Genomic DNA, 11858 nt, shown 5'->3' on the forward strand with positions numbered 1-11858 from the left:
TTGGGGGCTTGGCAATCATACCGGCTGAGATTGCAACGCAAGCGGTGGCGCCTGCGTGCACTGCGCAAGTCGCGTGAATTGCGTGTTGTTGCGGATCGCACCCGCCAGATCAAACCAAGCGATCTTCTGGTGTTTTCAACCCTACGCAATGAACATGTGCGCCTGCCCTATTTTCTGGAATATTACCGCAATCAGGGCATCAACCACTTTTTGATTGTCGACAACGGCAGCGACGATGGTTCGCGCGAATACCTTGCCGAACAACCCGACGTGTCGCTTTGGCACACAAAGGCCAGCTACAAACGATCGCGTTTTGGCGTTGATTGGCTGAACTGGCTGGCGCGCAAACATGGGCATGGCCATTGGGCATTGACCGTGGACCCGGATGAATTCTTTTTGTTTCCGTTTTGCGACACCCGGCCGTTGCGCGCATTGACCGATTGGTTGGATGCCTCTTCGATCCGGTCGTTTTCGGCGATGCTGCTGGATATGTATCCCAAGGGTCCGGTCAACCGGCATCCCTATCTGCCCGGCAGCAATCCAATGGATATCGCCTGTTGGTTTGACAGCGGCAATTATTCGATTTCCCGCAATCATCTGTTTGGCAACCTGTGGATTCAAGGCGGGCCGCGGCGGCGGGTGTTTTTCCCGGATTTCCCGGAAAAAGCGCCGGCGTTGAACAAGATTCCCTTGGTGAAATGGGATCGCAAATATGCCTATGTCAGCTCGACCCATATGCTTTTGCCGCGCGGGCTTAACCTTGTTTACGATGAATGGGGCGGGGAAAAAGCCAGCGGTATTTTGTTGCACACCAAATTTCTCGACACCTTTACCGCCAAGGCCGCAGAAGAGCTGACGCGCGGCCAGCATTATTCTGGCTCCGTGGAATACAAGGCCTATGCCGCCACATTGCAGGACGACCCGGATCTGTGGTGCAAATGGTCGGAACGCTACATCAACTGGCGTCAGCTGGAAATTCTCGGCCTGATGTCCAAGGGGAACTGGGCGTGAGCGTCGGGGTTGTCATGCTGGTGCATACTGCGTTTGACCGCGCAGAACAGGTTGCCCGCCATTGGGCCAATGCCGGCTGTCCGGTGGTGATCCACGTCGACCGCAATGTGACGCAAAACACGTTTCAAACCTTTGCCACGGCGATGGCCGATGTCCCCCATATCCGGTTTTGCAAACGATACCGGTGCGAATGGGGCAGCTGGGGCATTGTCGCCGCCAGCCAGGCCGCCAGCGAATTGATGTTGCACGAATTTCCCGATGTGCGGCATGTCTACCTGGCCTCGGGGTCTTGCTTGCCTTTGCGCCCGGTCGAGGAATTGGTCGACTATCTGGCCGCCCGGCCGCGCACCGATTTCATCGAAAGCGCCACCACCGTTGATGTCCCCTGGACCGTCGGTGGCCTGTCGGAAGAGCGTTTCACCCTGCAATTTCCGTTTTCCTGGCGCAAGAACCGGTTCTTGTTCGACAGATTTGTCGAAATTCAGCGCCGTTTGCGGGTCAAACGCGTCATGCCCGGCGGGTTGAAACCCCATATGGGCAGCCAATGGTGGTGCCTGACACGGCAAACCCTGTCGGCGGTATTGCAGGACCCGGAACGCAAGACATATGACGATTTCTTTCGCCGGGTCTGGATTCCGGATGAAAGCTATTACCAGACATTGACCCGGCTTTATTCCCGCGACATGGAAAGCCGGTCCCTGACCCTGTCGAAGTTCGATTTTCAGGGCAAGCCGCATATTTTCTATGACGACCACCTGCAATTGCTGCGCCGGTCCGATTGCTTTGTGGCGCGCAAGATCTGGCCGCAGGCCGATCTTTTGTATCGGGCGTTCCTGACCGACCGCGACGGCGCGATGAGCCGCACAGAACCCAACCCCGGCAAGATCGACCGGGTTTTTGCCAAGGCCGTTGATCGCCGGACACGCGGCCGCACCGGGCTCTATATGCATTCGCGGTTTCCCAACGAAAGCTGGGAAAACGGTGTGACCGCCGGACCCTATTCGGTGTTTCAGGGCTTTGCCGAATTGTTCGAGGATTTCGAAACCTGGCTGGCGCGCATGACCGGCGCACGCGTGCATGGCCATTTGTTCGGCCCCGAGCGCGCGGAATTTTCCGAAGGCGAAGACGTGATTCAAGGGGGGCTGTCCGCCAATGCCGCGGTGCGGGATGTGGATCCGCGCGGGTTCTTGACCAGCCTTTTGTGGAACACCCGCGGCGAACGGCAATGTTTTCAATACGGCCCACGGGACACCCAAGAAGATGTGGTCTGGAATATTGCCAAAGATCCCAATGCCCAAATTTCCGTGGTCTCCGGGGCCTGGGCCGTGCCCTTGTTCAAGTCCAACCTCGATTTTGCCGCCATCCGCCGCGAAGCTGCCAGATTACAAAAAATCGAGGCCGAGGCGCTGAATGCCTATCGGTCCTCTTATGCCAAGGCGCGCATTCACATCTGGACCATGGCCGAATTCATCGAGGCGCCGATGGAGCCACTGCAAAGCATTATCGACGACATTTCCCTGCGCGGCGGCCCGCGTCTGGCCGAAGTGCCGAAAATGGCGGATCTGACCGGCTTTGGCCAATTCCTGCAAAACCTCAAGAATCAGGGCATGCACCCCTACCTCATGGGGGATTTCCCGGTTGAGGGTCGCGCAACCGGGAAACGCGATGAAACCCGCAAACCCTATTTGGTGAGATAACCGCCATGGCCAACCGCTTTGACAGTTTCGTGGTGTTTGCTGAAATGCGCACCGGCTCCAACCTGCTTGAGGCCAATCTGAACCTCTATGATGGCATCATCTGCCATGGCGAGGCGTTTAACCCGCATTTCATCGGCTACCCCAACAAGACAGAGATTCTGGGGCTGGATATGGCCCGGCGGGACCGCGATCCAGCCGCGCTTTTGGCCGCGATCCGTGACCACAGCGCGGGGCTGGGCGGCTTTCGCTATTTCCACGACCACGATCCCCGCGTGTTGGAGCCGCTGCTTGATGACCCGAAGTGCGCCAAGATCATCCTGACCCGCAATCCGGTCGAAAGCTATGTCAGTTGGAAAATCGCCCAGGCCACCGATCAGTGGAAACTGACCAATGTGGCGAAACGCAAGGATGCTCAGGCGCGGTTTGATCGTGCAGAGTTTGAAGCCCATTTGGAATCCCTGCAAAATTTCCAGATCTCATTATTAAACGGATTGCAGAAGCGCGGCCAAACGGCGTTTTACGTGTCATATGAAGACGTCCAAGACCTTGCGGTGATGAATGGTCTGGCCCGCTGGCTGGGCTGCGACGCGCAATTGGAAAGCTTCGATCACAATCTGAAGCGCCAGAACCCCAGCCCGATTTCCGACAAGGTCGAAAATTTTGAAGAGATGGACCACGCATTGGCGCGGCTGGACCGGTTCGATCTGACGCGCACGCCGAATTTCGAACCGCGACGCGGGGCGGCGGTGCCCGGATATGTCGCCGCAGGCGCGGCACCGCTGCTCTATATGCCGATAAAAGGTGGCCCGGAGGAGGTCGTGACGGACTGGATGGCCGGTCTGGGCGGTAAACTTGGCCGCGATTTCAACCAGAAATCCCTGCGCCAATGGCTGCGCGCTCATGCGGGGCACCGCCGGTTTACCGTGCTGCGTCACCCGCTGGCGCGGGCGCACCATGTGTTTTGCAGCCGTATTTTGGCCAAAGGCCCCAATACATTTGGCCGGGTGCGGCGGGTGTTGATCAACCGCCACGACCTGCCGTTGCCGGAACATTGGCCCGACGCCGGATATGATCGTGACCAGCATCGCACCGCCTTTGGCGGATTTTTGGAATTCATCCGGGCGAATTTGAACGGCCAGACCAACCTGCGAATTGACCCCCATTGGGCCAGCCAAAGCGGGATTCTACAGGGCATGGGGGATCTGTGCCTGCCCGATCTGGTGCTGCGCGAAGAGGAAATGGCCGCCTATCTGCCTGCGATGGCACAGCAAATGGGATTGAACGCAGCGCCAGACCCACGCGAAGCGGCGCCAGACCTGCCCTTTTCCCTGGCAGAGATCCATGATCCGGCTCTGGATGCCCTGGCGCGGGCGGCCTATCCACGGGATTATGTGATGCTGGGATTTGCCGATTGGCAACCGCCAGACCACCGGCCCGCCTGACGCCCAACCACAGGCCCCAGCCATGAAAAAGGCCGGCCCAAACGGGCCGGCCAATCTTTTGCACAAGCAATTCCCGAAACGGGGCGACCCGGATCAGGCAGCTTTCATTGCCTCATCTTCGGTCAGGATGGTGAACAGCGTCCCTGCGTCGTGATTGGCCCGCAGCTTGGTACAGACCGCAGGATCGCGCAGCAAACGCGACACGCGCGCCAAAGCCTTGAGATGTTCAACGCCGGCATCTTCCGGCGCGAACAGGCCAAACACGATATCCACGGGCTGGCGGTCCACGGAATCAAAATCGATGGGCTTGTCCATCAACATGAATACACCGCAACAACCTTCGATCCCGGAAATCCGCGCATGTGGCAGGGCCACACCGTGGCCCACACCTGTGGGGCCCAGGCTTTCGCGTTCAAGAAGCGCCTCAACGGCCGTTCCGGCATCAATGCCATATGCTGCCTGGGCCAGTTCGGCCACATCATGCATCAATCGCTTCTTGCTGGACGACGTCGTGCTCGCCCGGATCGCTTCGGGTTTCAGCAATTCAGATAGTTCCATGCGTGCCTGTTTCCTCATATCCTGACCGGACCGCTGGCTTATGCCTGTTCTTGCGGTTCAATCCAGCCGATATTTCCATCATCGCGCCGATAGACGACATTCAGACCTTTTTTCTCGCTGCGGAACACCAGAACCGGCGCGCCCGCAATCTCCATCTGCATCACCGCCTCACCCACGGTCAGGGCGGGAATGTCGGTCTTCATTTCGGCGACAATCATGGGCTGGAGGCTTTCCGGCTCCGAATCCGTCTCTGCGCCCTGCCCGTCGCTGGCGAGGATATACGACGACGCCCCATAAGTTTCAACTGGCTCGGTCCGGTCCTTGTGATGGTCTTTCAGACGCCGCTTGTAACGGCGGAGCTGTTTTTCCATCTTGTCACAGCAGCTTTCAAAAGCGGCATAGATTTCATTGGCATGGGCCTTGGCCTGGGCGGTCAGGCCGGTGGACAGATGCACAGTGGCCTCACATATGTATTCATGTGCAGCCTTGGAAAAGACGACGTTCGCGTCCGTCGGTCGTTCGGCGTATTTCTGCACGACGCTGCCCAGCCCATCCTGTACATGGGTTTGCAATGCCGCGCCGATGTCGATTTGTTTGCCGGTGATTTGGTAGCGCATCTGTGGTCCTTCTTATTGTTCCGGTGGCCATTAGGGCGCAACACCGCCAGGGCGGTCTTGGCCGGGCTGGTCACCTTCTTGGGAAACTGACGTGGTGGTCTGCCTTTTGTCGATGTGCCTGTACGTGGTCACCCGTCCTGGAACCGGGTCCGCGACTTTTTTCAAGGGCAAGCCACACATGCGTCATACCCCATTTGAGGACAGAGCAGGGGCGTCTGTCAATGATTTGTAACAGGAAGATCGCCGTATTTGATGGACATTCGGTAAACTCGGGCAAACCAGGGGCGACCGCCGTCACCTGTTAAGAAATTCGAAACTGATCGCCCAGGTAAACGCGACGCACATTTTCGTTTTGCACCACCTCGTCCGGGGTGCCGGACATAAGCACCTGACCATCATGCAGGATATAAGCGCGATCAACGATTTCCAGCGTTTCCCGCACGTTGTGATCGGTGATCAGTACGCCGATTCCACGGGTTTTCAAATCCGACACCAGCGCGCGAATATCGCCAACGGAAATCGGATCTACCCCGGCAAATGGTTCGTCCAGCAAAAGATATTTCGGCTCTGCCGCCAGACAGCGGGCAATTTCCACTCGGCGGCGTTCACCGCCCGATAGCGCCAGCGCAGGCGCGCGGCGCAGATGTTCGATGTGAAATTCGCTCAGCAATTCCTCAAGCCGCGCACGGCGTCGTTTGCCGGATTTCACGGCAATGTCCAGGATGGCGCGAATGTTGTCTTCGACGCTCATGCCGCGAAAGATCGACATTTCCTGCGGCAGATAGCCAATCCCCAACTTGGCCCGGCGATACATCGGCATATTGGTGACGTCACGGCCGTCAATTGTGACCTTGCCACCCTCTGGAAACACCAAGCCCGCGACGGAATAAAACGTCGTTGTCTTGCCAGAGCCGTTCGGCCCAAGCAGGGCCACAACCTCGCCGCGGTGCAAGGACATGCTGACATCGCGGATCACCACCTTCTTGCGATAGCTTTTGCGCAGATGGTCGATACGCAATCCGGCAGACCCATCCGCCACAGTCAGCACAGGCTTGGTCATTATTCGCTGTTGCCTTGCTGAATCACGGTTTTGACCCGGCCGGTCATCCGTGCGGTGCCCTTGTTCAGGTCTGCCACCATCCGATCGGCCGTCAGCGCATTGGCGCCCTGGGTCAAAAGCACATTGCCCGTCATCACCACGGTGCCTGCCTCGACATCATAATCGGCATTGTCACCTTCGGCGGCCTCTTTGCCCGATACCAATGTCACGCCGCCGCGCGCCTCTAGCCGAGAAATCCCTGTGCGGTTCTGGGTATACACCACCAGAACCCGTGGCGCCGACATCCGCATTTCACCCTGGCCGACCACCACATTGCCGGTAAAAAGCGCAGTGCCGTCGTCCTGGTTGATCGAAAGATCATCGGATGTGACTTCGACCGGGGCATCGGTATCGGCGTCAATCGCGCCAAATCCAACCTCGGCCCCTTGGGCCAGACCCGCCACCGGCAGGAGTGCGATCAAAAGAACCGCCAGAATTCGAACAGATGTCATGGACGTTCACTTTCTTCCTCGGGGGGGTGTTTCGCGGGTTGATATAGCAGCTTGACGCCATTTGTGAAAACCAATTGCAGGTTATCTTCGGTGCCGGTTTCACGAATATGGAATGCGCCGGCTTGAAGATCGCCAATCGGGCCGTCCGCCTTTACGCCATTTGGCGCTTCGCCGCGAATTGTACGCAGTGCGGAGGTCAGCATTTGGGTATGCACCACATATCCGGCGGAGCTTTTGATCACCACATCTCCGGCCAATTCCAACAGATCCGCCGGTTCATTTACCGCCGCTGTATTGGCGACAATATCAATTTGCGATCCATCGGTTAGCCGAAACGCCGCTGTCAGCTGGCTGGCCAGAACCCCCGCAGGGTCATTCGGATCGGCCCGGGCGGATTTGGCGGTAATTGCCACCGCATGGCCCTCTGGTGTGCTACCGGTGTAATACGGTGCGGTCAGGCTGTCGCGCGCGGGGATCTCTGCCTCGTCATCAAAGAATGTCAGGGCCGGATCATCGGCCACGGAGCGCGACAAAAGAAAGACCGTGGAAAGCAGCCCCAAGGCAGTCAGCGGCAGAAGCACCTTCAGCCACGCCACGACACTGGAATGAAACGACTCTTGCACGGCCATTGGATTGGGCCCCAAATTCAACATCTGGGTTCTATCTAGGCACGCAAGACCAGAAGTGCAAAGCCACAGGCGCCAGTACGCGGCAAACCGCGACCGAACCACCACATAAGATTAATGGGCAAAGATGTCCTGATCCGACCAACCCGCCAGATCCAGTCGCGCCCGGGTCGGCAAAAAGTCGAAACATTTTTGCGCGATCTCGTCCCGCCCTTCGCGTTGCAACCGCCGGTCCAGCTCCTTGCGCAGCCGATGCAGGTAAAGCACGTCTGACGCCGCATAGTCGATTTGCGCCTTGGTCAGCTCTGCCGCACCCCAATCGCTGGATTGCTGTTGCTTGGAAATGTCCGTGCCCAGCAATTCCTGCACCAGATGTTTCAGCCCATGACGGTCCGAATAGGTCCGCACCAGTTTGCTGGCAATCTTGGTGCAATAGACCGGCGCGGTTTCCACCCCAAAGGCGTTCATCAGCGCAGCAATATCAAACCGGCCATAGTGGAACAGTTTCAACACAGCGGGATCAGCCAGCATCGCGCACAGGTTTGGCGCCGCATCCTGGCCGCACGCGATCTGGACCAGATGCGCATGACCGTCGCCTGTGGACATCTGAGCAAGACACAGGCGATCGCGGTGCGGATGCAGACCCATGGTTTCGCAATCAACCGCCACCACCGGACCAAGCCGCAGCCCATCCGGCAAGTCACCCTGGTAAAGATGATTGGACATTATCCCAGCTCCATCTGCGCCTGCTGACCCGGCCATAGTGGTTTGCCCGGAATGATGCAACGTTGGGCCATCCCGCGACCGGTTTCGAGGCCGAATCGGTTTTCTGAAAATTCCGGTAAAAACTACGGTAATTTTGATCAATCCCCAAAAATCCGAAGGATTGAACACATCCTGAGCGCGAGTGACGTGACGTCCCAAGAAAAAACTTATACGAAAATTTGCAGCATTATGATGCAACTCAGCGTCGAAATTTGTGACAACGCGCACAACCGAGGGGCACGAAAAGGCCGCCAGAGACACCCGATTAACCATCGAAAAGGGGGAAAATTCGCTGAATGTTTTCGCTTGTTCCAGAAACGCACAAAGATTTCAGAGGCTTTATTGTCGCGGCTAACGCATCCATCGGAATTATCGCCCACCATTGTTTCACTCAGAATTACAATTCTACCCCAAATACACGCCTAACGTGCATTTCCCGTGATTTGTTTCCCCAAATGGGATCTCAAAAAAAGCGCCCGAAGTTCGGATTTCACCCGCCTGGTTAACGTTAATTTAAGATGGTTAAGATTCCCGCCACGACACTCTCCCATGAAGGGAGTGGTTGTTTGCGCAACTTGACGATCAGCCCCCGAACGTCCAAATTCAACGAAGTCGAGCAAAATTAGTCACAAATTTAGTGGCAATTTTTGCAAACGGCACTTGGGGGTTAGTGCTTTCACTTAGGAGTGAAGTGTAGGGTAAAACGGTCTGTTCTCGGTTGATGGTATGCCTTGGCATCCAGCCACCATATTTTTGTATTTTGGCTTCATAGGCGCATCCGCATTGCGGGCTGCGGTTGGATGCTTGCCGACTATGGACTGAATAATCACGCACCAAGCTTCGTCGCTAACGCCTTTGGAGGGCATGACGTTGACAATGCATTTACGTTCGGCTGGATCTGCTCAAGGATCGCCCGAAGCACTGCTTGCCGGCCAGTTGCCGGTGCTTGCAGGGGGTATTTACCGCCAATTTGCAAAGCGTTTTCTGGACGTGGGGATCGTTTTGCTGGCCCTGATCCCGCTCCTGATCATTCTTTTTCCTATGAGTCTTTTGATTGCTCTTGATGGCCATTCGCCATTTTACCGTCAGGCCCGTATTGGCCGTAACGGTCGCATTTTCCAGATGTGGAAACTGCGGTCCATGGTGCACAATGCCGATGCCCAGTTGGCAGCGCACCTTGCGGCCGATCCCAAGGCCCGCGCCGAATGGGACCGGACGCAGAAACTGCGTAAGGATCCGCGTATCACCAAGGTTGGCGCATTGATCCGCAAATCATCGCTGGACGAGCTGCCGCAGCTGTTCAATGTCCTGATTGGCGACATGTCTCTGGTGGGACCGCGTCCGATGATGGTCGATCAACGTGGGATGTACCCCGGCACCGCATATTATGCGATGCGTCCCGGGATTACCGGCATCTGGCAGACCTCGGCCCGCAACGACAGCAGCTTTTCCGATCGCGCCATTTTCGATGCGCGCTACTTCCGGGAGCTGTCGTTCCTGACGGATCTGCGGTTGATCGGGCGGACCTTTCAGGTGGTCTTGAAGGGCACCGGATACTGACACCCGACATCTGACGGGCAAATGCGACCACGGGGGCAACCACCGTGGTCGTTTTGTTTTGCCGGCCCGGGTCGACCGGTCGGCAGCGGGCTGTTAGGTCAGGATCGCGCGCGAACGCGCAGCCCGACCAGAAACAAGAGGAACCCACCATGAGCCTGACTGTCTATCTAAGCGGTGAAATTCACACGGACTGGCGCGATCAAATCATTGCCGGGGCCAAAGAGCTGGACATCACGTTTTCCGCCCCCGTCACCGATCACGCCGCCAGCGACGATTGCGGCGTTTCGATCCTTGGCTCTGAGGACAACAAATACTGGCACGACCACAAGGGCGCGATGGTCAACGCCATCCGCACCCGCAAGGGCATCGCCGATGCCGATGTGGTGGTGGTGCGCTTTGGCGAGAAATACCGCCAGTGGAATGCTGCCTTTGACGCCGGCTATGCCGCCGCGCTTGGCAAATCGCTGATTGTGCTGCAACAGCCCGATCACGATCACGCCCTGAAAGAGGTGGATGCAGCCGCATTGGCCGTCGCGCGCGAGCCAGCCCAGGTCGTCGACATCCTGCGTTATGTTCTGACTGGCAAACTGTCGGCCTGACCCGCTGGATGACGTGGGGTCGTTCGGGGAATTGAACATCGCCATTCCCATGGAAAGACTTGTTTCGTCCCCCTAATGACGCATTGTGGGGGCGCGCAGCAGCAGAAAATCAGGCATGCGTGGCCAAAGTGAGCGAAGGGAGCCGCAACAATGATTCAAGAATTCAAGGACTTCATCGCCAAGGGCAATGTCATGGACATGGCCGTTGGTATCATCATCGGCGCGGCATTCACCGCGATTGTGACGTCGCTGGTGGGGGATCTGATCAATCCCATCATCGGGCTGTTTTCCGGTGGTATTGATTTCACCAACAACTACGTCGTGCTGGCCGGTGACGTCCCCGCCGGCGCCAGCCTTGAGGCTGCGCGCGAAACCGGCGCATCCATCTTTGCCTATGGTGCCTTCATCATGGCGGTCATCAACTTCCTGATCATCGCCTTTGTGGTGTTCATGCTGGTCAAAATGGTCAATCGGGTCAAGGAAACCGCCGCCCGCACCGAAGCCGAAGCGCCCGCCGAAGAGGCCCCCGCAGGGCCCAGCGAAATCGACGTTCTGCTTGAAATCCGCGACTCGCTCAAGGCACGCTAAACGCGCGTCTCGACAGACATTGAACCGCGTGCACATTGTTGCGCGCGGTTTTTTGGTGTCAAATGGCCCTGCTGGCGTCGCGTTTCGACCGCGTGCAAAGGAGCCTGGGCTATGGGCAATATGGACCGCCGATGCGGGATCTGGTTCGACAAGGCCACGGTGTGGCGCGCCGAGCTTCTGGCGCTGCGCGAGATCCTGTTGCACGGCCCGGTGGACGAAGCGTTCAAATGGCGCGGTCCGGTCTATACCGCCCATGGAGGCAATATTGCCGTGCTTTGGGCGATGAAACATCAATGCGGATTGGGGTTCTTCAAAGGGGCCTTGCTGGACGATCCCGCGCAAATCCTGGTCGCGCCCGGCCCGAATTCCCGCGCGACACGCATGATCGCCTTTACCGACGTTGCAACAATCCGGGCACAGGCAGACGTCATCACCAAATACCTCCTGAAAGCGATTGAAAACGAAGCTGCGGGTTTGCGCGTCACCTTTGCGAAGGATGATCTGGACCTGCCAGAAGAATTGAATGCGGCGCTTGCGGCCGACCCTGTGCTCAACGACGCCTTCATGGCGCTGACGCCGGGACGGCGGCGGGGTTACATCCTGCATTTCGCCGGGGCAAAACAGGCCAAGACCCGCGCCGCGCGGATCGAAAAATGGACGCCGCTGATATTGCAGGGCAAGGGAATGCATGATCGTTGAAAGGTTTGGGCCGGAACGGTTGGCCCAGAACGGAAGCGAAACCGCAAACCGAGACGCAGCATGGGGGGTGACCTGCCCCCCGCGAAATCCCTCACCGTAATGTAGAGTCTGCGCCAACTCTGAAGGAGCAGACAGATGCGAAAGA

At 57.6% G+C, this 11858-nt stretch carries 13 protein-coding genes; 7 read left to right on the forward strand and 6 right to left on the reverse strand.

Annotated features, from left to right (window positions below; translation table 11 throughout):
- Positions 1–24 precede the first annotated feature (24 nt).
- The 3 genes from Q4577_RS20030 to Q4577_RS20040 are packed head-to-tail and all read left to right on the forward strand — an operon-like array spanning position 25 to position 4150.
- The gene (locus Q4577_RS20030; RefSeq protein WP_244686305.1) at positions 25–1011 is read left to right on the forward strand and encodes a glycosyltransferase family 2 protein; all 987 of its coding nucleotides are present in this window, start codon (positions 25–27) and stop codon (positions 1009–1011) included.
- Positions 1008–2708 (forward strand): beta-1,6-N-acetylglucosaminyltransferase, encoded by a 1701-nt coding sequence (locus Q4577_RS20035; protein ID WP_303472258.1) that lies wholly within the window; start codon positions 1008–1010, stop codon positions 2706–2708. The genes Q4577_RS20030 and Q4577_RS20035 overlap by 4 nt, the downstream gene beginning before the upstream one ends.
- A gap of 5 nt (positions 2709–2713) precedes the next feature.
- Complete coding sequence (locus Q4577_RS20040) at positions 2714–4150, forward strand: nodulation protein NodH (RefSeq protein ID WP_303472260.1); 1437 nt, start codon at positions 2714–2716, stop codon at positions 4148–4150.
- Between the two features lie 93 nt (positions 4151–4243).
- Here Q4577_RS20040 and Q4577_RS20045 read toward each other — a convergent pair whose 3' ends face one another.
- The 6 genes from Q4577_RS20045 to Q4577_RS20070 all read right to left on the reverse strand — a co-directional run bounded on the left by Q4577_RS20045 (position 4244) and on the right by Q4577_RS20070 (position 8228).
- Complete coding sequence (locus Q4577_RS20045) at positions 4244–4708, reverse strand: PTS sugar transporter subunit IIA (RefSeq protein ID WP_244684651.1); 465 nt, start codon at positions 4706–4708, stop codon at positions 4244–4246.
- Positions 4709–4746: 38 nt separating this feature from the next.
- On the reverse strand, positions 4747–5325 hold the full coding sequence (gene raiA, locus Q4577_RS20050; RefSeq protein ID WP_244684648.1) for a ribosome-associated translation inhibitor RaiA: 579 nt from the start codon (positions 5323–5325) through the stop codon (positions 4747–4749).
- A 301-nt stretch (positions 5326–5626) separates the two neighbouring features.
- Positions 5627–6385, reverse strand: a complete 759-nt coding sequence (lptB, locus tag Q4577_RS20055; RefSeq protein WP_244684635.1) for an LPS export ABC transporter ATP-binding protein — start codon at positions 6383–6385, stop codon at positions 5627–5629.
- Positions 6385–6876 (reverse strand): LptA/OstA family protein, encoded by a 492-nt coding sequence (locus tag Q4577_RS20060; RefSeq protein ID WP_303472265.1) that lies wholly within the window; start codon positions 6874–6876, stop codon positions 6385–6387. Before Q4577_RS20060 ends, lptB begins: the two co-directional genes overlap by 1 nt.
- Entirely contained in the window at positions 6873–7505 is a 633-nt protein-coding gene (locus Q4577_RS20065) for a hypothetical protein (RefSeq protein WP_303472267.1), read from the reverse strand. Before Q4577_RS20065 ends, Q4577_RS20060 begins: the two co-directional genes overlap by 4 nt.
- 111 nt (positions 7506–7616) lie before the next feature.
- Entirely contained in the window at positions 7617–8228 is a 612-nt protein-coding gene (locus Q4577_RS20070) for a ribonuclease D (RefSeq protein WP_303472269.1), read from the reverse strand.
- Between the two features lie 915 nt (positions 8229–9143).
- On the opposite strand from Q4577_RS20070, the gene Q4577_RS20075 reads away from it, so the two are divergent.
- The 4 genes from Q4577_RS20075 to Q4577_RS20090 all read left to right on the forward strand — a co-directional run bounded on the left by Q4577_RS20075 (position 9144) and on the right by Q4577_RS20090 (position 11713).
- Positions 9144–9827 (forward strand): sugar transferase, encoded by a 684-nt coding sequence (locus tag Q4577_RS20075; protein WP_303472271.1) that lies wholly within the window; start codon positions 9144–9146, stop codon positions 9825–9827.
- A 149-nt stretch (positions 9828–9976) separates the two neighbouring features.
- On the forward strand, positions 9977–10426 hold the full coding sequence (locus tag Q4577_RS20080; protein ID WP_303472273.1) for a YtoQ family protein: 450 nt from the start codon (positions 9977–9979) through the stop codon (positions 10424–10426).
- A gap of 150 nt (positions 10427–10576) precedes the next feature.
- The gene (gene mscL / locus Q4577_RS20085; protein ID WP_303472275.1) at positions 10577–11014 is read left to right on the forward strand and encodes a large conductance mechanosensitive channel protein MscL; all 438 of its coding nucleotides are present in this window, start codon (positions 10577–10579) and stop codon (positions 11012–11014) included.
- Between the two features lie 111 nt (positions 11015–11125).
- Entirely contained in the window at positions 11126–11713 is a 588-nt protein-coding gene (locus Q4577_RS20090) for a YdeI family protein (protein ID WP_303472277.1), read from the forward strand.
- Positions 11714–11858: the final 145 nt, after the last annotated feature.

The organism is Marinovum sp. 2_MG-2023, assembly GCF_030548265.1.
Lineage (GTDB): Bacteria > Pseudomonadota > Alphaproteobacteria > Rhodobacterales > Rhodobacteraceae > Marinovum.

What these genes read in the sequence shown, in the direction of transcription:
- Q4577_RS20040 (WP_303472260.1), top strand. Translation starts at nt 2,714, where the DNA reads ATGGCCAACCGCTTTGACAGTTTCGTGGTGTTTGCTGAAATGCGCACC.
- Q4577_RS20045 (WP_244684651.1), bottom strand. Translation starts at nt 4,708, where the DNA reads ATGGAACTATCTGAATTGCTGAAACCCGAAGCGATCCGGGCGAGCACG.
- raiA (WP_244684648.1), bottom strand. Translation starts at nt 5,325, where the DNA reads ATGCGCTACCAAATCACCGGCAAACAAATCGACATCGGCGCGGCATTG.
- lptB (WP_244684635.1), bottom strand. Translation starts at nt 6,385, where the DNA reads ATGACCAAGCCTGTGCTGACTGTGGCGGATGGGTCTGCCGGATTGCGT.
- Q4577_RS20060 (WP_303472265.1), bottom strand. Translation starts at nt 6,876, where the DNA reads ATGACATCTGTTCGAATTCTGGCGGTTCTTTTGATCGCACTCCTGCCG.
- Q4577_RS20065 (WP_303472267.1), bottom strand. Translation starts at nt 7,505, where the DNA reads ATGGCCGTGCAAGAGTCGTTTCATTCCAGTGTCGTGGCGTGGCTGAAG.
- Q4577_RS20070 (WP_303472269.1), bottom strand. Translation starts at nt 8,228, where the DNA reads ATGTCCAATCATCTTTACCAGGGTGACTTGCCGGATGGGCTGCGGCTT.
- Q4577_RS20075 (WP_303472271.1), top strand. Translation starts at nt 9,144, where the DNA reads ATGCATTTACGTTCGGCTGGATCTGCTCAAGGATCGCCCGAAGCACTG.
- Q4577_RS20080 (WP_303472273.1), top strand. Translation starts at nt 9,977, where the DNA reads ATGAGCCTGACTGTCTATCTAAGCGGTGAAATTCACACGGACTGGCGC.
- mscL (WP_303472275.1), top strand. Translation starts at nt 10,577, where the DNA reads ATGATTCAAGAATTCAAGGACTTCATCGCCAAGGGCAATGTCATGGAC.
- Q4577_RS20090 (WP_303472277.1), top strand. Translation starts at nt 11,126, where the DNA reads ATGGGCAATATGGACCGCCGATGCGGGATCTGGTTCGACAAGGCCACG.